Annotated in this window: 18 protein-coding genes; 9 read left to right on the top strand and 9 right to left on the bottom strand. The window is 70.7% G+C overall.

The window, feature by feature from the left end:
- Positions 1 to 2: 2 nt before the first annotated feature.
- From QMK34_RS12255 to QMK34_RS12250, 3 genes are read left to right on the top strand one after another with little or no spacing between them, the layout of a single operon-like run.
- Positions 3 to 164: a GntR family transcriptional regulator gene (locus tag QMK34_RS12255; protein ID WP_326414049.1), complete on the top strand. Its 162-nt coding sequence runs from the start codon at positions 3 to 5 to the stop codon at positions 162 to 164.
- 26 nt (positions 165 to 190) lie between these two features.
- On the top strand, positions 191 to 388 hold the full coding sequence (locus QMK34_RS47810; RefSeq protein ID WP_442785142.1) for an FCD domain-containing protein: 198 nt from the start codon (positions 191 to 193) through the stop codon (positions 386 to 388).
- A gap of 36 nt (positions 389 to 424) precedes the next feature.
- On the top strand, positions 425 to 844 hold the full coding sequence (locus tag QMK34_RS12250) for a MarR family winged helix-turn-helix transcriptional regulator (protein WP_326413933.1): 420 nt from the start codon (positions 425 to 427) through the stop codon (positions 842 to 844).
- 148 nt (positions 845 to 992) lie between these two features.
- Here the strand turns inward: QMK34_RS12250 and QMK34_RS12245 are convergent, their stop codons facing one another.
- Genes QMK34_RS12245 through QMK34_RS12225 form a run of 5 tightly spaced genes read right to left on the bottom strand, consistent with a single transcriptional unit; the run spans position 993 to position 4,482 of the window.
- On the bottom strand, positions 993 to 2,273 hold the full coding sequence (locus QMK34_RS12245) for an NAD(P)/FAD-dependent oxidoreductase (RefSeq protein WP_326413931.1): 1,281 nt from the start codon (positions 2,271 to 2,273) through the stop codon (positions 993 to 995).
- On the bottom strand, positions 2,266 to 2,493 hold the full coding sequence (locus QMK34_RS12240; protein WP_326413928.1) for a ferredoxin: 228 nt from the start codon (positions 2,491 to 2,493) through the stop codon (positions 2,266 to 2,268). Before QMK34_RS12240 ends, QMK34_RS12245 begins: the two co-directional genes overlap by 8 nt.
- A gap of 31 nt (positions 2,494 to 2,524) precedes the next feature.
- A complete protein-coding gene (locus QMK34_RS12235; protein ID WP_326413927.1) occupies positions 2,525 to 3,136 on the bottom strand; it encodes a ferric reductase-like transmembrane domain-containing protein in 612 nt (203 codons plus the stop codon).
- Entirely contained in the window at positions 3,129 to 3,902 is a 774-nt protein-coding gene (locus QMK34_RS12230) for a DUF4142 domain-containing protein (RefSeq protein WP_326413924.1), read from the bottom strand. Before QMK34_RS12230 ends, QMK34_RS12235 begins: the two co-directional genes overlap by 8 nt.
- 10 nt (positions 3,903 to 3,912) lie before the next feature.
- The gene (locus QMK34_RS12225) at positions 3,913 to 4,482 is read right to left on the bottom strand and encodes a hypothetical protein (protein ID WP_326413923.1); all 570 of its coding nucleotides are present in this window, start codon (positions 4,480 to 4,482) and stop codon (positions 3,913 to 3,915) included.
- A gap of 245 nt (positions 4,483 to 4,727) precedes the next feature.
- Between QMK34_RS12225 and QMK34_RS12220 the strand changes: the two genes are divergently transcribed.
- The 5 genes from QMK34_RS12220 (at position 4,728) to QMK34_RS12205 (ending at position 8,760) form a co-directional block, all read left to right on the top strand.
- A complete protein-coding gene (locus QMK34_RS12220) occupies positions 4,728 to 5,276 on the top strand; it encodes a sigma-70 family RNA polymerase sigma factor (RefSeq protein ID WP_326413922.1) in 549 nt (182 codons plus the stop codon).
- Between the two features lie 6 nt (positions 5,277 to 5,282).
- The gene (locus QMK34_RS12215; protein WP_326413919.1) at positions 5,283 to 6,053 is read left to right on the top strand and encodes a zf-HC2 domain-containing protein; all 771 of its coding nucleotides are present in this window, start codon (positions 5,283 to 5,285) and stop codon (positions 6,051 to 6,053) included.
- A gap of 214 nt (positions 6,054 to 6,267) precedes the next feature.
- On the top strand, positions 6,268 to 7,218 hold the full coding sequence (locus QMK34_RS12210; protein ID WP_442785141.1) for a hypothetical protein: 951 nt from the start codon (positions 6,268 to 6,270) through the stop codon (positions 7,216 to 7,218).
- On the top strand, positions 7,215 to 7,724 hold the full coding sequence (locus QMK34_RS47805; protein ID WP_442785140.1) for a DUF1996 domain-containing protein: 510 nt from the start codon (positions 7,215 to 7,217) through the stop codon (positions 7,722 to 7,724). Before QMK34_RS12210 ends, QMK34_RS47805 begins: the two co-directional genes overlap by 4 nt.
- Before the next feature lie 58 nt (positions 7,725 to 7,782).
- Positions 7,783 to 8,760 carry a hypothetical protein gene (locus QMK34_RS12205; RefSeq protein ID WP_326413916.1) on the top strand — a complete coding sequence of 326 codons (978 nt, stop codon included), beginning with the start codon at positions 7,783 to 7,785 and terminating at the stop codon, positions 8,758 to 8,760.
- 422 nt (positions 8,761 to 9,182) lie between these two features.
- On the opposite strand, the gene QMK34_RS12200 is transcribed toward QMK34_RS12205, so the two are convergent.
- From QMK34_RS12200 to QMK34_RS12190, 3 genes are all read right to left on the bottom strand, one after another.
- Positions 9,183 to 9,962, bottom strand: a complete 780-nt coding sequence (locus QMK34_RS12200) for an enoyl-CoA hydratase (RefSeq protein WP_326413914.1) — start codon at positions 9,960 to 9,962, stop codon at positions 9,183 to 9,185.
- A 138-nt stretch (positions 9,963 to 10,100) separates the two neighbouring features.
- Positions 10,101 to 10,583 (bottom strand): enoyl-CoA hydratase/isomerase family protein, encoded by a 483-nt coding sequence (locus QMK34_RS12195; protein ID WP_326414047.1) that lies wholly within the window; start codon positions 10,581 to 10,583, stop codon positions 10,101 to 10,103.
- On the bottom strand, positions 10,558 to 10,941 hold the full coding sequence (locus tag QMK34_RS12190; RefSeq protein ID WP_326413912.1) for an enoyl-CoA hydratase/isomerase family protein: 384 nt from the start codon (positions 10,939 to 10,941) through the stop codon (positions 10,558 to 10,560). The genes QMK34_RS12195 and QMK34_RS12190 overlap by 26 nt, the downstream gene beginning before the upstream one ends.
- A gap of 183 nt (positions 10,942 to 11,124) precedes the next feature.
- On the opposite strand from QMK34_RS12190, the gene QMK34_RS12185 reads away from it, so the two are divergent.
- A complete protein-coding gene (locus QMK34_RS12185) occupies positions 11,125 to 11,826 on the top strand; it encodes a Crp/Fnr family transcriptional regulator (protein ID WP_326413909.1) in 702 nt (233 codons plus the stop codon).
- Between the two features lie 64 nt (positions 11,827 to 11,890).
- Here QMK34_RS12185 and QMK34_RS12180 read toward each other — a convergent pair whose 3' ends face one another.
- Positions 11,891 to 17,398 (bottom strand): ATP-binding protein, encoded by a 5,508-nt coding sequence (locus tag QMK34_RS12180; protein ID WP_326413906.1) that lies wholly within the window; start codon positions 17,396 to 17,398, stop codon positions 11,891 to 11,893.
- Positions 17,399 to 17,551: the final 153 nt, after the last annotated feature.

Below are 17,551 nucleotides of genomic sequence, written 5' to 3'. Positions count from 1 at the left end.
GAATATCACCCATCATATGTCAGTGCGCGCCGGGCGCCAGGGTCAACATCGACGAGATCGCCCGCGAGCTGGTCGTTTCGGCGACGCCCGTGCGGGAGGCGTTGGCCCGCCTGGAATCCGAGGGACTGGTCAGCAGGCTCCCGCCGCGCGGCTGCACGAGCTGATCCTGCGCATCGCCGGGAACCTCGCCGTGGAGCGGGCTTTCACCCGCACCCACTGCCATCTGCACTTCTTCCAGCTGTCGTACCACCAGCCGTTCGGCGTGCAGGCCATCGCCGAACACCGGCACCTCATCGACGCGATGGTCGCCGGCCGGCCCGAAGCTACGAAGAACGCGATGACCGGACATCTGGAGACCGCGCGGGACAGGCTGTTGTCCCGCCTCTGACACGGCCCACGCGGCCCCTTGCCTATGCTGACGGGCATGGCGTCCGAAGTGCTGACCTCGACCGGGAATCTGCTGCGCAAGGCGACACAGCAGTGGCGTGCGCGCTGGTCCACGTCGGTGGCCAACGGCATGACCTCGCCCCAGTTCGTCGTGCTCAGCCTGCTGACGCCGGGTGAGCCGCTCGACCAGCACGACATCTCCGAGCGTGCGGTGCTGGACAAGGCCAGCTGCAGTTATCTGGTCGATCGCCTGGTCAAGCTCGGTTTCGTGCACGCGACCGAGGATCCGGCGGACCGCCGCCGCAAGCTCGTCGAGATCACCCCCACCGGGCGCCGGGCGTTCCAGGACGCCAAACCCGGGCATGTGGAGGCCCACCGCGCGACGCTGGTCAACCTCACCGAACCGGAGCAGGACCAGCTCAACCGCCTGCTCCGCAAGATGCTCGACACGCGCTAGGCGGCCGGAAGTCACCCCGCGGAGTCACCCGTTCGTGTCAGAAATGCTTACGCACCAAGTGGTGCTCGTCCACGGTGCACGGTGGCACCGCCGGTCCCGCGACAGCCGCCGTCCATCCACAGTGGACGGCGACCGCCGCGGGAGCGGATCAGAGGGTGGCCTTCTCGGCCGCCTGCCGTGCCCAGACCGGGTCGGTCATCGCACTGGCCCAGTCCGGTTCCTCGACGGTGGACACCGCGACGGGCTCCGTGACCGGGGCCGGCACGGGTGCCGGGAGCCGCCGGTCGAGCTCGGCCATCCAGTGCAGCATCGCCTGCGGCCGGTCCCAGCCGCAGGCGCCGACCAGCCTGCCCGCCTGGACGAACCCCGTCACGCCGTCGGCGAGCTGCACCGTGTCGTCGCCGAGCGAGGGCAGCCCGATCATCTGCAGCCGGACGTCGTACAGGCTCGACCACGCGCGGGGCAGCGGGGTGAACGGCTGCGCCTGCCCACGCCCGGCCAGCAGGCTTTCGGCCGCGTGCCGCGCGCTTTCGACGGCGTTCATCCAGTGCTCGACGCGCCGGGGCACCTCGTCGAAGCGCAGGTTCGGCCAGCGGGCCATGTCCCCGGCCACGACGACGTCGTCGGCGCCGGTGGCGAACAGGTTCGCCTCGCACAGCACGCCGTCCTCGAGGTCGAGGCCGGAACCGCGCATCCAGTCCACCGCGGGCACACTGCCGATCGAGAGGAGCACGCAGCTCGCCACCAGCAGCTGGTTGTTCGTCAGGTGCAGCCCGAACGTCTCCTTGGTGCTGATCCAGTGCCGCACCTTCGTGTTCATCGCGAGCTTCGCCCGGTGCTCGTGGTGCAGTTTGGTCACCGCGCCCGAGATCCGCTCGCCGAACCGGTTGAGCGGCGCCGCGGCGTGCCCGACCAGCGTGACGTCCCGGCCCAGGTGGCGCATGCTCGCGGCGAACTCGCAGCCGATCAGCCCGCTGCCGATCACCACGACCGGCTTGGCGCTCGCGGCCAGCGCACGGCGCACGGCGATCGCGTCGTCGACCGTCCGCATCACCCGGACGCGGGGATCGTGGCGCGGCGAGCCGGGCAGGTGCCGGGGCACGACACCGGTGGCGACGATCAGCCCGTCGTACCAGAGCGACTCGCCGCCGGGCAGGTGCACGACCCGCTCGTGGGTGTCGAGCCGGGTGGCCCTGGTGCCGAGGCGCCAGCGCACGTCGAGCTCGCCGTGGGACTTCAGCGTCACGTCCGAGGCCCTGGCCGCGCCGTAGACCAGCTGCTTCGACACCATCGGCCGGTGGTAGGGGCGCCGCGCCTCGTCGCCGACGATCATCACCTCGCCGTCGAACCCGAGCTCGCGCAGCCGTTCGGCCGCGCGGAGGCCGGCCACGCCCGCCCCCACGATCACGATCCGGTCGCCGTCACTCATCGAGGCCACCTCTGATCACGACGGCCTGCGTCGGGCAGAGCCGGGCCGCCGCGGCGGTCTGCTCCAGGTCCCCGGTGTCGATGGCGCGCCGGAAGCGCAGCCTGCCGTCACGGCCCAGTTCGAACACGTCGGGTGCCTCCCAGGCGCAGATTCCGTATAACTCGCAGCGGTCGTTGTCCACGCTGACGCGGATGCCTTCGCGTTGCCTGCCGAGCTTCATGACTGTTCTCCCGCCCTCGTGCCGCGCGTCCTCATGCGACCACCTCCTCGACCAGACCGATGCGTTCCAGGGTCCTGGCCGGCAGGAATCGCAGCACGGCCAGGGTGAGCGTGGGTATCAGCAGGGTGATCCCGCCCAGCCAGACCAGCGCGAGATGCCCGTTCGCGATGGCCCCGAACAGCGAGTGCAACGCGGTGAGCGCGACCGCCGGGTAGGCGAGCCGGTGCAGCCACAGCCAGCGCCGGTACGAGGTCCAGCGCTGCAGCCCGGCGGTCAGCGCGATCGACAGCATCAGCTCCAGGCCGAGGATCCCGAACGTGTGCCTGGCCAGCGTGCCCGGCAGCAGCGGGATCACCAGCTGTACCGGCGCGAACAGGGGAGTGGCCAGGAACAGGAAGCAGATCGCGTGCACGATGCCGAACGCCAGGGTGAGCGTGGCCAGTGCCAGGTGCCCGCTGCGCAGCGCCTTGCGCCCGGTGATCGAGCGGACCCAGCCGGTGGCGGTGAGCACGCCCCAGCAGAGCGTGAGGCACATGAAGGCGTAGGCGAGCCGGGCGGAGAACGCGGCGATGCCCCGGACTCCCACATCGGCGGGCACCGCCTGGGCGACGGTGATCACCATCTGGGACCAGCCCTCAACCATGAACGTCTCCCGTGGAGGTAGCGGCGGTGAGTGGGGGGTCGAACTCCGTCTTGCCCGCCCGCGCGGCGGCCCTCCGCCGTGAGCCGCGGATGAGCCGCAGCCCGAACACGGTGGTGCCGCCCAGTACGACGGCCAGCACGACCCCGGTGAGGATGTCGGTGGCCTGGATGTCGAGTGCCGCGCTGGCCAACGGGGTGGTGGTGGCAGCGGGCAGGACGGCGTCGGGGAGCCTGCCGTAGTCGACAAGGCCGGTGCTCTCCAGCAGGCTGATGTGCCGGAGCACGGCCTGGTTGGCCGTGGTCGCGAACTCCCGGATCTTGTCGTTGCGGGTCGCGGCGCGCACCGCGGAGATGACCGAGAACACGGTGCCGTGGGCGGCGCGCAGCCGGTTGACGAAGATCTGGTCGAACTCCGCCGGGGTCTTGGCGGCGTTCATCTCGTTCAGCCAGCCCTGCTGTTCCGCGGTGGGCTGAGCGGGCAGCGCGACGGTGAGTTCGGCCGCCAGCGCGCGGGTCGCCGTGTCGAGCCTGCCGTGGTCGATCATCAGCATCATGCCGACCTCTTTGACCCGGGGGCTGGCCCCGCGGGTCTCGGCCCACCGGCCGGCGGGCATCTCCCAGAGCCCGGCCTGGCGGACCTTGGTGAGCAGGGTCTGGTCGGTCGTGGTGAGCGGCTGGGCCGCACGGGCGTTCCCGGTGGCGGCCAACTGGGTCAGCACACTCAGGGCCAGCAGGAGCACGACGAGCACGAAAGAGGGCAGACGCATGGGGGATCTCTCAGATTCCGAGTGCATTGGCCTGCCACGCGGTGCCGGTGGCCCGGATCTTGCCGCCGTCCGGGGTGAGCGGGAACCAGGCGTCGCCGACGCCCTGGCCCGCGGTCTCCCCGGGCATTTGGTCCTTGGTGTAGCGGTAGAGCGGCCAGCCGGCCAGGGTGAGCTGGTCACTGCCGTCGGTCCGGGTCACCTGGCCGACGAGCGCCTTGTCGATGCCCGTCACCTCGAGGTTCTCGGCGGACCGGACCGGCGTCCACACCTGGGCGCAGCTGTCCTCGCAGGCCGACCTCGGCGGGCTCGCACTGTCCTTGTCATAGCGGTAGAGCGAGAATCCCTGACCGTCGACGACCATCGCGCCGACGTCGAAGGGACGCGCCGCGCGCAGTGCGGGTGGCCCGGGGACGGTGCCCATGCCCGGCATTCCCGCCGTGGCCTGTGCGCCGGAACCGGTACCGGCGGAATACCCGGCCGCCGGCGTGGCGGACGAGCCTGAACTGTCACAACCCGCGACCAGTGCGAGCGCGGCGAAACACGTGGCGAAAGGGATTACTGTGCGTGAGACGGAGTTCACGACTTCCTCCTGTCAGTGGGCAGGGGAGAACGCCGTAGCTGGGAGGCAACGGTAAACGGGCGCGAAAAATCCACTGTGGACAGTCTCATCCTTGGTGGATATCAGCGCGTTGCGGGGACAACGCTGTCGGGGGTCTTCGGTAGGGGATACGGACACGAGAGCATCACGGTTCAAAAAACTTTTCCGGGAAGCCAAATGATTTTGGTACTGGACGAAAAGGCCCGTCACCCACAAGGATGTCGTCCGTGGGACGCCACAGCCGGACTTTGCGAATTGTCGATCATGACGCCGATCAGGGCGGGCATGACGATCTGGCTGTGGCGTTGTACCAGGAGTTCGGCACCCAGTTGATGGCCTTCGTGCTCAAACTGACCGGCCACGACCGGCAGTGGGCCGAGGACGTCGTCCAGGAAACGCTGATCAAGGCCTGGCGCAACGCGGACAAGCTCGACCGCAAGCCCGAGATGCTGCGGGCGTGGCTGTTCACGGTGGCCCGCCGCATCGTCATCGACGGCTGGCGTAGCCGCAGTGCCCGCCCGCAGGAGGTCGAGGAGGCGGACGCCGACTCGATCGGCGTGGCCGACGAGTCCGAACGCACCTTGGCCGCGATGGTGGTCTATGACGCGCTTCGCAACCTTTCCCCCGAACAACGCGAGGCTGTCCAGCAGACCTACCTGCGTGATAGAACCGTGAACGAAGTCGCCGCGACGCTCGGCGTCCCGCCGGGTACGGTCAAGTCGCGAATTCACCACGCCGTGCGAGCGCTGCGGCGGGCCTTGCAGGATCGGGGGTGACCTGAGGTGGCTGGCGCGAGCCATACCGATTTCGCCGCCTACCTCCTCGGTGTGCTCGATCCCGCCGACGTCGACCAGTTCGAGACCCATCTGCTGGACTGCCCGCACTGCCAGCTCGACATGCTGGAGCTGTACCCGCTGCCCGACATCCTGCAGCTGGTCAAGCGGAGCTGGCCGGCGCCCCCGGTCCCCGAACCCGGTCCCCAGGTGGTGAGCGGGCTGCTGGAGGTGGCGGCGGCGAAACGCCGTCGCCGTCGGCGCAACGCGATCCTGACCGCCGCGGCGGCCGCCGCGGCCATCATCGCCGGCCCGCTGCTGACGATGGCGTTCGTCTCCTCCGGCGATTCGCCGCCGGTCAGCGCGGCGCTGCCGGTGGTGGCCCCGACGTCGATCCCGCTGCCCCCACCGTCTTCGTCCCCCGCCGCCGCCCCGACGCCGAGTCTGGGCGCGGCCGGTCCCGGTGGCTCGTTCGGCTGGTCCGAGGCCGGCAGCGCGGTTGGTGTCCAGGTGACCGTGCAGCCCCGGGAGTGGGGCAGCGCGGTCGACGTCGAACTGCGCGGGATCGTCGGGCCGATGAACTGTCAGCTCATCGCGGTGTCCCGGGCCGGCGAGTCGCGGACGGTCACCGGCTGGGCCGTTCCCGGCCGCGGTTACGGCGTGCCGGGGTCCCCGGAACCGCTGCGTGTTTTCGGTGGTACCGCGCTGAAGCCCGAGGACATCGCGCGCTTCGAGGTGTGGTCCGACGGCGGCACCTTGCTCGCCACGGTCGTCCACTGACCCTTTCCGTTTATAACGGAACAATAACGGCCAGGTCGCGTTTTGAACCGGTACCCCCGCCGCGTCCGTATTCCCCCATGCCGGATCTCCTCGGCAGGCGCACCCGGGCCCGAAACCCACCGGGCGCCTCGAATCCCGCAGTGACCATTCGTGGCTCGAACCTGGGCGGACGTGTTCTTTCGCCTGCCCAGAAGGCGAACGAGGTGAGTTATCAATGGCTTCGAATCAAGGGCGGCATCGAGTCGCCCGTAGAACGACCATCGCGACCGGCGTCCTCGGACTGACCATCGCCGTCGGCGCCATCGTGGTGTCCACCACGGCCGGTGAGCCCGGCCAGGCCGGTGCCGACGAGGTGAACAAGGCGCTGTTCGTCGACATCAAGACGGTCCAGCCGAACGTGAAGCCGCCGAACAACAAGGGAAACGCGTCCACCGGGACGTTCACCGTCAACTGCGGCACCAATCAGAACGGGCACTTCAACCCGGACAACTTCATCGCCCAGCCCGGGATCAAGAACGGCGCCCAGCACCTGCACGACTATGTCGGCAACCTCTCGACCAACGCGGAATCGAACAACAAGAGCCTGCTGCAGGCGGGCACCACCTGTAAGAACGGTGACCAGTCCGCCTATTTCTGGCCGGTGGTCCGCATCGACACCGGTGAAGCGGAAAAGGCGGCGGCCAACCCCAAGGGGGTTGCCCCCGACGCCGAACGCGTCCAGGCGGCCAAGGACGCCGCCGCGCCCCGGGTGGACTGCCCGGATGTCGCCAGCGCGCTCCCGGAGGTGCCCGACGGGTCCATGGACGCGGTGAACGCCGAGCTCGATGCGATGGACCAGCAGGCCGCCGACGCGGACGAGCAGCTCGCGGCCGATCAGGGAAAGTCCGCCGACCAGGTGCTCAAACCGTTGAAGGACAAGCGGTCCCGGTCGATCGACAAGATCAACGCCGCGATGGCCCAGAACGGCGCCGACGCCGGGAACGCCGACGCTGTGAACACCGACGACGCCCAGCAGCTCGCCACCTGCGCGGTGAAGGACCCGGGCGCCGCGGGCATCGACAACGGTGCCCAGAACAGCGATCCGGCCAAGGACACGGCGAAGCTGGGGGTGTCAACCAGAACAACGAGCTGGCGGGCAACGACGGCGAGATCCAGGAGCCGGTGAGCGCGCGGCTCACCTTCAAGGGCAGCGCCGCGGGCAAGGTCAGCGCGATGCCGAAGTTCCTCCGCATCCTTTACGGGGACGCGAAGGTGACCACCAACGGCCCGGCGAACGCCCGGCCCAGCTGGACCTGCAGCGGGTTCGAGGACCGGCTCACCCAGAAGTACCCGATCTGCCCCGACGGCAGCAACGTCAAGCGGATCCACACCTTCCCGAGCTGCTGGGACGGCAAGAACACCGACAGCGCCAACCACCGCACCCACATCGTCTTCCCGGACGCCGGTGGCAAGTGCAAGCAGGGCTTCCGCGCGGTGCCGGAGCTGCAGATCTCCCTCACCTACAACATCCCGCACAACATCCAGGTGGCCCGTCAGTACAAAGTGGACTCCTTCCCGGAGGAGAGCCACAACCCGTTCTCCGATCACGACGACTTCGCGAACGTGATGTCGCAGTCGATCATGAACCGGCTGGTCAACTGCGTCAACAACAACAAGAAATGCCAGGAGTGAGGCCGCTTCCGTAGTCAGGAACCGGTGCTCTTCCCCCCGAATTCGTAGGAGAACCCTGATGTCCCGGATCAAGATCGTCCTGCCGGTGCTGCTCGCCGTGCCGGGCCTCGGCCTGCTCAGCTCGTGCGGCCTCGGCACCGACAGCGCGAGTGACAACCCGGGCTATGTCACGCCCGTGGCGGTGCAGCAGCAAGCCCAGCAGCAGCCGGCCACCGAGGTGGTGAAACTGGCCGCGACCGAGGTCGAAAGCCTCGGCCAGGTGCTCGCCGACCAGAACGGCATGACACTTTACCGCTATGGCAAGGACACGGCCAAGCCGCCGAAGTCCAACTGCGACAACGCCTGCGCCACCGCGTGGCCGCCGCTGCTGGCCGAGGGCCGGGTCGACGTCTCCGGCGTGGACCAGAACCTCGTCGGCTCGGTCACCCGCGCGGACGGCAAGAAACAGGTCACCGTCAGCGGCTGGCCGGTCTACCGGTTCGCCAAGGACAACGGCCCCGGCAAGGCGCAGGGCCAGGGCGTCGACGGCAACTGGGCCGCGGTCACCCCGACCGGCGCGAAGGCCGCGGAGGCGGGGACCGCGCTGTCCGCGGCCGACGTCGACGGCCTCGGCCAGGTGATGACCGATCAGGACGGCAAGACGCTGTACCTGTTCACCAAGGACTCGAAGAAGCCCTCGAAGTCCACTTGCGACGGTGACTGCGCGAAGACCTGGCCGCCGCTGCTGGCCAAGGGCGACCCGAAGCTGAGCGGCATCGACCCGGCGCTGGTCGCCAAGGTGACCAGGACCGACGGCACCGAGCAGGTCACCGTCGGCGGCTGGCCGGTGTACCGGTACTCGAAGGACACCGCGGCGGGCGAGGCCAAGGGCCACGGCGTGGGCACCACGTGGTACGCGGTCGAGCCGAACGGCTGCAAGGTGGCCGCGGACAAGAAGCCGGCCGCCCCCGAGACATCCTCCAGTCCGTCGGAAGTGCCGTCGTCCAGTGCGGCGCCGTCCGACAGCTCGGGAGGATACGGCTCGGGCGGCTACTGACTCCGGCCGCCCGGGTCCCGGCCCGGTGGGAGCTCACCCCCCTCCCACCGGGCCCTCGCCCAGTGAAAGCCCGACGCCCCAACAGGAACAGATCCTGCGGGCTTTCACTGGGCCCATCAACGCACCACCCGCACGAAGACTCCGGGCCGCGCTTTCCTCGCGCGGCCCCGGGGCGGTCGAACCGGGCGGGACAGTCGAAGTACCCCAGTGGCCACGGCACGGACGGCGGGCAGGCCGATCCGGCCGGGGAGCCCGGTGAGCAGAGGGAACTCGCCGGACGTCCACCAGGGTGCGCCCAGCGCACGACCACGACGGGCCCGCCGGTGCGTCGGCCGGGCGTACTCGCCGGGGGCGGCGAAGCAGAGCGCCGCTCCCGGCGAGTACCCCCAGAAACCTTCACGAGAGCCCGGTCGCGGTGTCGCTCAGCGGTTTTGGAAGTCCGGTGCGCGCTTCTCGGCGAAGGCCGCCATGCCCTCCTTCTGGTCGAGCGTGGCGAAGGTGCTGTGGAAGACGCGCCGCTCGAACAGGATGCCCTCGGTCAGCCCGGTCTCGAACGCCCGGCCGACCGCCTCCTTGACCATCATCGCGGCCGGGGTGGACATTTTCGCGATCTTGCCCGCGACCTTGAGCGCCTCGGCCACCAGGTCGTCGGCCGCGACGATGCGGGACACGAGTCCGGCGCGCTCGGCCTCCTCGGCGTCCATCATCCGCCCGGTCAGGCACAGTTCCATCGCCTTGGCCTTGCCGACGGCCCTGGTCAGCCGCTGCGAGCCGCCCATCCCGGGGATGACGCCGAGGGTGATCTCCGGCTGGCCGAACTTCGCGGTGTCGGCGGCGAGCAGGATGTCGCACATCATCGCCAGCTCACAGCCGCCGCCGAGCGCGTAGCCCGCGACCGCCGCGATCAGTGGCTTGCGCACCCTGGTGAGCGCGTCCCAGCCGGCGAACCAATCGGCGGCGTAGACCTCGCTGAAGCTCTGCGGCTGCATCTCCTTGATGGCCGCTCCGGCCGCGAAGGCCTTCGCGGAACCGGTGAGCACGATCGCGCCGATCTCCCGGTCGCGGTCGAGCTCGGCCGCCGCGGTGGTGACCTCGCTCATGACCTGCGCGTTGAGCGCGTTGAGCGCCTTCGGCCGGTTGAGCGTGATCAGGGCGACGCCCTCGGCCGGGCGGTCGACGATGATCGTCTCGTAGTCGGTCATGCGGCTCCTTCTTCGTGCCGGGCGGTCAGTACGCCGTCCCGGACGGCCGTGACGGTCTGCCCATCATGGGCGCCGGCGCCCGACCGGGCGAGTCCGAGGTCCCGCACCATCAGCCCGCCGGTGAACGGCACGGGGCAGTCAGCGGCCCGATGTCGTCGCCGATCGGGTCGCCGTCCACTCTTCGGCGCCGAGCGGCGCGAAGAAGCTCTCGACGCGTTCGTCGGTCACCTCGGCCAGCGTGGCGGGCGACCAGGCCGGAGTGCGGTCCTTGTCGATGATCCGCGCGCGGATCCCCTCGGCGAAGTCAGGGATGTGCAGAGCCGCTGTCGAGACGCGGAACTCCTGTGCCAGCACGGTTTCCAGGTCGGGCAGTTCGGCGGCCGAGCGCAGCGCGCGCAAGGTGACCTTGAGTGCCGTCGGCGACTTGCCCTCGATCTCCTTGGCCGCCGACGAGGCCGCCTCGTCGTGCTGCCGGAGCCGGACGAGGATCTCCTCGACGCCCGGCGCCGAGTAGCACGCGTCGATCCAGGTCCGCTGCCGTGCGAGGTCGCTCTCCGATGCCGGTTCCGCGAACGAGCGCATGACTCCGGCCGGGTCACCCTCGCTCAGCGCGTCGACCAGCTCGCCGAGGCGGTCGCTCGAAACGAAGTGGTCGGCGAGTCCACAGGGCGACGTAGGGCTTGGGGTAGCTCGCGATCCGGGCGTTGAGCCGGTACTCGTCGGCGCAGAAGGCCAGTGAGTCCGTGCCGCCGGAGCGCGCGTCGGCGTGGATCGAGCGGATGTCGCCGCCCGCGCAGAGCCCGCGTTCCCCTTCGCCGTCGAGCACCACGGCGCGGACGCTGTCGGCGTGCTCCCACGAGTCGAGCGCGGCCGCGATGGCCCGCACCATGTCGTGGTTGAGCGCGTTGATCGCCCGTGGCCGGTCGAGGGTGATCCGCCCCAGTCCGTTGTGGACGGTGGTGCGCACGTCGGTGATCATGCCGCTCCCAGCGTCGGGCGGGACACGATGACCCGCATGATCTCGTCGGTGCCCTCGGGGAGCTCGCCGGACTTGCCCGCACCCGTGGTTCTCGGGAAACCATAAAGTAGGAAGTCCTACTATGTCGAGCAACGTCGGCGTGCCTGCCGTCACAGCGTCGGCCCGCCAGGGGAGGATGGTGCCATGACGCGACCGGATGCGCTGCCCGCCGAGGGACCCGGCCGGCTGTGGGAGCTGCTGGGCGAGACCGAGCGCCAGGCGGTCCGCGCGGCCGCCGAGGTCCGGCGGTTCGCGGCGGGGGCGGTGATCATCCGCGAGGGGGACCGGTCGAACTGGGTGCTGATCCTGATGGCGGGTCGGGTCAAGATCACCGCGGTGTCGGCGGGGGGCTACGACGCCGTGCTGGCCGTGCGCGACCCTGGCGACATCGTCGGAGAGATGGCCGCGATGGACGGCCGCGACCGGTCGGCCACGGTGGTCGCGGTCGAGCCGGTCACCGCGCTGTGGCTCTCGTCGGGCGCGTTCGCCGGGGTGCTGCAGGAGTACCCGGCGGTCTCGGCGGCGCTGCTGCGGATCGTCGCGGCCCGCCTGCGCCACGCCAACGCGCGCCGCACCGAGTTCGGTGACAGCACGGCCGCCGAGCGCATCGCCGCCCTGCTGCTCGACCTCGCCGAGCGCTACGGCGTCGCGGTGCCCGACGGCACCCTGATCGCCCTGCGGATCAGCCAGCGCGACCTCGCCGGGCTGGCCTCGGCGTCGCGGGAGGCCGTCGGCCGGACCCTGCGGACGTTGCGCGCGGAGGGCGTGCTGAGCACGGGAAGGCAACGCCTGATCGTGCGCAGCCTGCCCGAGCTGCAGCGGCTGGCCGTGGGAAAGGCCACTTAACGCCCCTGAAGGCCACCATGACGGCGTTTAACGCCGTCATGGTGGCCTTCAGGGGCAACTGGGCCTACCGGCCCCGCATGCCGTTTTCGATCGCGTCGATGATCCGCGGCCGCAGCTCACCGGCCTTCACGATGGCGTCCACCGAGCCGACCTCGACGGCCCGCTCGATGCTGTGCACGCGGTCGAACTCCGCGGCGACCTCGCCGAGCTTCACCGTCCGGACCGAGGACCGCAGCTCGGTCAGCTCAGCGCTGAGCTCGGCGCGCTCCGCCCCACTCGCCTCGGCGACCCGGCTCTGCAGCTCCCGCACCGCCGGGTCGTTCGCCGTGCGCTGGTTGACGTCGCCGACGAAGACCACCGCCGCCGCCGGGGCGCCACCGAGCACCGAGGCGAACGAGCCTTCCAGCGCGAGCACCGTCATGTTCGGGTTGAGCGCCTTCGAGAACACCACGAACGCGCCGCCGTGGTAGCGGGAGATCACGCAGAACACGATCGGGCCCTCGAAGTTGACGATGGCCCGGCCGATCTCGGCGCCGTACTCCAGCTGCAGCTTGCGCATCGACTCCGGCGAGCCGTCGAACCCGGACAGGTTCGCCAGCACCACCAGCGGCCGGTTGCCGCTGGCCGCGTTGATCGCCCGCGCCGCCTTCTTCGACGACCGCGGGAACAGCGTGCCCGCGGTGTAGGTGTCCGGGCCGTCCGCCGGCGGGAAGCCGCGGCGCGGCACCGACCGCGACTCGATGCCCAGCAGGCACACCGGGAAACCGCCGAGGTGCACGTCCTGCACCGCGGCCGTCTCCGCGTCGGCCATGCCAGCCCAGCGTTCCAGCACCGGGTGATCCTGGTCGGCGATCGCGCGCATCACCGTGCGGATGTCGAACGGCTTCTTGCGGTCGGGGTTGTGCTCGGCCGAGAAGATCTGCCCGACCGTGGTGAACTCGCTGTCCACCACGGCGTGCGGGAACCCCGAGATGTCCCGGTCGAGCGGGTCGGTGGTCTTCGCGCGGCGCGGCGTGGTCTCCCCGGGGGCGATGTAGGCGTGGTCGTAGTGCGACATCAGCACCTTCCACGCCTTGGTGAGGTTCGGCGCCCAGTACTGCGCCTGCCCGTTCGGGCCCATCACCCGGTCGTAGCCGCCGATGCCGAAGTTGTCCTCCGCCGAGACACCGCCGGAGAAGTCGAGGGACTGCTTGCCGGTCAGCACCATCGCCGAGTCCGGGGTCATCACCAGGATGCCCTTGGTGTGCATCAGCATCGTGGCCTCGGCGTTCCAGTACGGCTGGGCGCCGACGGTGATCCCGGCGATCACGATGTTGATCTCGCCGCCGTCCTGGGTGAAGGTCACGATGCGCTTGAGCGCCTTCGCGACCCAGTCCATGTTCTCCGTGCCGGACTCCATGGAGATCTTGGCGCCCGCCGAAAGCGCGTACCACTCCAGCGGGACCCGCATCGACTCGGCGAGGTCCAGCGCCGCGATCACCCGCGCGCACTCCGGCTCGGACAGCGAGCCGAGCGACTTCGTCGGGTCACCGAGCAGCACCACCCGGGTGACGCCTTCGGGGTAGCGGGTGGTCGGCGTCGTGGCGACCCCGGCCACGAGCGCGGCCGTGTTCTTGCCATGGGGCCGATCGACCGGGACGAGCACGCCGGACTCGTCGAGGTCGTGCTCCGCGAACGAACCGCCCGTGCCCGACAGCATGCCGGTGAGCTCGTAGGGATAGGTCGTGCCCCGGCGCGCCGCGCTGAGCACCTTCTGGCGGTAACCGTCCAGCGGCTTGATCACGTCGGTGGCCGGGGGTTCGACCACCAGGTGGGTGCCGCGCATCCGGACCGCGACCTCGGTCAGCTCACCGGTCGCCGCGTCCCGCCTGCGCCCGAGGAACTGGACCTCCTCCAGCCCGGCGCCCGCCGTCGTCGGCTGCACGCGCTGCGCGACGGTGTTCAGCTCGGCCGCGGTCAGCTCGCTCGGCGGCCACACGTAGATGACGATCCGGTTGGTGTCGAACCGCTTTTTGGCCGGTCGCTGTGCCTGCACCGTGCGGATCGCGTCCAGGCACCCGGCGAAGGTGCCCTCGGCCGCGGGCAGCGAGACGAGCCTGCCGTCGGTCTCCCGCAACGCCGTGAGGTCGCGGACCTGCGCCATCGCCACGAGCCGCTCGTCGGACAGGTTCTCGCGCGCGACGCACTTGAACAGGTACACCTCCTCGTCGCCGGAAGGCAGCCGGGTGAGGTCGAAGTCGCGCAGCCGCTCCAGCTGCATGCGCTGGGCGATGAGCGGGTGCAGGCCGCGGATGACGCGGTTCTCGGCGAACCCGCCCGCGCCGTCGGCGGCGGGGGAGAAGGTGAAGTGGTGGTGCATCACCTCACCGCCCCGGCCGGCCACGGTGGTGGTGATCCGGCGGACCTGCGCGGGCAGCGCCTGCGCCGCCAGCACCTCGTGCAGCGCGGCCGACATCGTTTCGGCGTCGGCGGGCTGGTCGCGCCAGATCAGGTAGAGGTCGGCCACCAGCGAGTCCTGGGGACCCAGCTCGCCCGCCAGCTCGCCGACCGCCCTGACCGCGTGCGCCAGCGCGGGGAACTCCACGGCGGTGGTGACCACCAGGGAGTCCTCGCCGTCGGTGCTGTGGTGCGAAGCGGTGACGAACGTGCAGTCCGCGACCGTGCGGGTGCGGATGTCCTCGAGCGCCCGGTTGCTGTAGTAACGGCGGCTGAGCACCTCCAGCAGCGGGGCCTGGTCGGTGCCGGGACGGCCGATCCGCTGCCCGAGCACCCGGACCAGCGGCTCGGAACTGGCCACCATGGCGGCGATCCGCTCGGCGCGGTCCGGGGAGTCCGGCTGCCGGTCGAGGTGGCGCAGGTGCTCGCGGACGTCGGCGTAGACCTCGGCGCGCTTGCGCCGCAGCAGCGGCTGGGCGAACCAGCGGAACACCACGCCGCGCGCGAGGTCGCCGATGCTCGGGAACCGCAGCTGGGTGGCGGCGACCAGGTGCTCCAGCGCCAGGCCCGCTGTCTCGTGCAGCGCTTCGCCCGGCGGCAGCTCGGTCAGCCATTGGCGCAGCAGCGCGCCGACGACCGCGACGTCCGCGCTCGCCCGCTGCTGGGCGAGGAAGATCCGGAACAGCGCGGCTTCCAGCTCCGGCGTGCGCTCCAGGTCGTTGACGCCGTAGTGGCTCAGGACGCGCTCGAGCCTGGTCTGGAACGTCTCGGACAGCCCGGCGCGATCGACGTCGAGGCTCTGCAGGTAGGTGTGGAAGTACTCGCGCGGGCTGTGCACCCGGCTGTCCGGCCGGGCCTCGTCGCCCGCCGGGACGTTGCGGGTCAGCTCGGACAGATCGGCGAACAGGCCGAGCAGCTCGATCTCCCCGGCCAGCGGCCGTCGGCCTTCCTCGGCCAGTTCCTCGCGGGCGGCGAGGTAGCTGCTCAGGGTGCGGCCCTCGTCGTGCGGGTCGACGTCGAAGCCGAGCAGGAGGCTGCGGAGGTCCTGCAGCCCGCGCTCCGCCCGGTGCTCGGCCGAGGTGCCCTCGGGCTCGGCCGGGATGTCCAGCTCGACCTCGTTCGAGGCCTCGGCGGCACCCGCTTCTTCGGCTTCGTCGCTGAGCGGCTCGAGCCGCATCAGCGGGGCGCCGGTCTCGACCTGGCTGCCGACGGAGATGGAGCTTTCCTTGAGCCGGGCGCGGAACGGCGCGCGCAGCACGGTCTCCATCTTCATGCTCTCCAGCACGAGGATCGGGGCACCGGCCTCGACCTCGTCGCCGACGGTGAGCGGGGTGGCGACCACGAGCGCGGGAGCGGGGGAGCGGACGACGCCGCCCTCGTCCCGGCTGACCCGGTGCGCGACGCTGTCGACCTCGATCAGGTGGATCGGCCCGTGCGTGCCGGTGACCAGCCGGAACCGGGTCCCGTTGACCGTCATCTGCCCGGTGTGCCGGTCGAACCGGTCGAGCTCGACGTCGGCCGGGTGGACCTCGCCGCCGTTCGCGCCGGCGATCCCGACGCGGAACCGGCGCTGCCCGATCCTGGCCACGCTGACCTTGTAGCCCGCGCCGCGGAGCTTGAGCTCCAGCGGGCGGCCGCTCTCGTGCTGGACCTGCGGACGGCCGCCGTGCGAGGTGGAGAGCAGCCGCTGCCGCTCGACCCCTTCCTCGTCCTCGTAGGCCTCGATGGCGGCCGCGGCGAGCGCGATCGCGGAGTGGCGGTGCGTGACGAGCCTGCCCTCGGCGCGGACGCGGTCGATCCAGCCGGTGTCGGCGGAGCCGTCGATGACCTCGGGCTGGTCGAGCAGGTCGAGCACGAAGCTCTTGTTGGTCGCGCCGCCTTCGATGATGACCGTGGTCTGCGCCATCGCGCGGCGCAGCTTGCCGAGCGCCTCGGCACGGGTGCGGCCGTACGCGATGATCTTCGCGATCATCGAGTCGAAGTCGGCGGGGATGGTGTCGCCCTCGCTGACGCCGGTGTCGACCCGGATACCCGGGCCCGCGGGCAGCATGAGGCGCGCGATGCGGCCGGGGGACGGGGCGAAGTCGCGGTCGGGGTCTTCGGCGTTGAGCCTGGCTTCGATCGCGTGGCCGGACTCGGCGGGCTGGAGGCCTTCGAGCTTGCCGCCCGCGGCGACGTGCAGCTGGGCCTTGACCAGGTCGATCCCGGTGGTGAGCTCGGTGATCGAGTGCTCCACCTGCAGGCGGGTGTTCACCTCGAGGAACGCGAACAGCTTGTCGCCGGGGTGGTAGAGGAACTCGACGGTGCCCGCGCCGCTGTAGTCCACGGCCAGCGCGAGCCGCTCGGCCGAGGCCTTGAGCTCGGCGTTCTGCTCGGGGCTGAGCACCACCGAGGACGACTCCTCGATGATCTTCTGGTTGCGCCGCTGCACGGAGCAGTCGCGGACGCCGAGCGCCCACGCGGTGCCCTGGCCGTCGGCGATGACCTGCACCTCGACGTGGCGGGCGCCGGTGACCAGGCGCTCCAGGAACACGACGCCGCTGCCGAACGCGCGCTCGGCCTCGAGGCTGGTGCGCTCGTAGGCGTCGGTGAGGTCCTCGGCGCTGGTGACCACGCGGATCCCGCGCCCGCCACCCCCCGCGGTCGCCTTGAGCATCAGCGGGTAGCCGATCTCGTCGGCCGCCCTGATGGCCGACGGCAGGTCCGCGACCGCACCCCGGCTCCAGGGTGCGACCGGGACGCCGACCTCCTCGGCGAGCAGCTTCGCGCCGATCTTGTCGCCCAGCTTGCGCATCGCCTCGGCGCTCGGGCCGACGAACGTCACGCCCAGTTTGTCGCAGAGTTCGGCGAACGCCGGGTCTTCGGCGACGAATCCCCAGCCGACCCACGCCGCGTCGGCGCCGGTCTCGATCAGCGCGCGCTCCAGCACCCCGAGGTCGAGGTACGGGCGGGCCGAGGCCGGGCCGAGGTCATAGGTCAGGTCCGCCTCCCGCACGAAGGTGGCGGTGCGATCGGCGTCGGTGTAGAGCGCGACGGTCTCGATCAGCTCCCCGGTCTCCGCGGAGAGCTCCCGGGCGGCGTGGATGAGCCGCATCGCGGCCTCTCCACGGTTGACGATGGCGACACGAGTGAACACCGACTGAGCCTCCCACATTCGGACATACCGCAGGGCGACGCTCCCGGTCACGGATCGCCGCCCTGCACCTAACTGCACACTCTTCCCCGTACCGGCCGGTATCGAAATGTCGTACCCGGCGCATGCCGGGGGCAATACCTTGTGGAGAACGTC

The organism is Amycolatopsis sp. H20-H5 (genome assembly GCF_035828755.1).
Lineage (GTDB): Bacteria > Actinomycetota > Actinomycetes > Mycobacteriales > Pseudonocardiaceae > Amycolatopsis.
Note: the sequence above shows the minus strand (reverse complement) of the source record. Positions and strands in the feature narration are given on the sequence as shown.

Coding starts and splice junctions, on each gene's coding strand:
- QMK34_RS12185 (WP_326413909.1), top strand. CDS start 11,125: ATGACGCGACCGGATGCGCTGCCCGCCGAGGGACCCGGCCGGCTGTGG.
- QMK34_RS12200 (WP_326413914.1), bottom strand. CDS start 9,962: ATGACCGACTACGAGACGATCATCGTCGACCGCCCGGCCGAGGGCGTC.
- QMK34_RS12210 (WP_442785141.1), top strand. CDS start 6,268: ATGGCTTCGAATCAAGGGCGGCATCGAGTCGCCCGTAGAACGACCATC.
- QMK34_RS12250 (WP_326413933.1), top strand. CDS start 425: ATGGCGTCCGAAGTGCTGACCTCGACCGGGAATCTGCTGCGCAAGGCG.
- QMK34_RS12240 (WP_326413928.1), bottom strand. CDS start 2,493: ATGAAGCTCGGCAGGCAACGCGAAGGCATCCGCGTCAGCGTGGACAAC.
- QMK34_RS12235 (WP_326413927.1), bottom strand. CDS start 3,136: ATGGTTGAGGGCTGGTCCCAGATGGTGATCACCGTCGCCCAGGCGGTG.
- QMK34_RS12205 (WP_326413916.1), top strand. CDS start 7,783: ATGTCCCGGATCAAGATCGTCCTGCCGGTGCTGCTCGCCGTGCCGGGC.
- QMK34_RS12245 (WP_326413931.1), bottom strand. CDS start 2,273: ATGAGTGACGGCGACCGGATCGTGATCGTGGGGGCGGGCGTGGCCGGC.
- QMK34_RS12190 (WP_326413912.1), bottom strand. CDS start 10,941: ATGATCACCGACGTGCGCACCACCGTCCACAACGGACTGGGGCGGATC.
- QMK34_RS12230 (WP_326413924.1), bottom strand. CDS start 3,902: ATGCGTCTGCCCTCTTTCGTGCTCGTCGTGCTCCTGCTGGCCCTGAGT.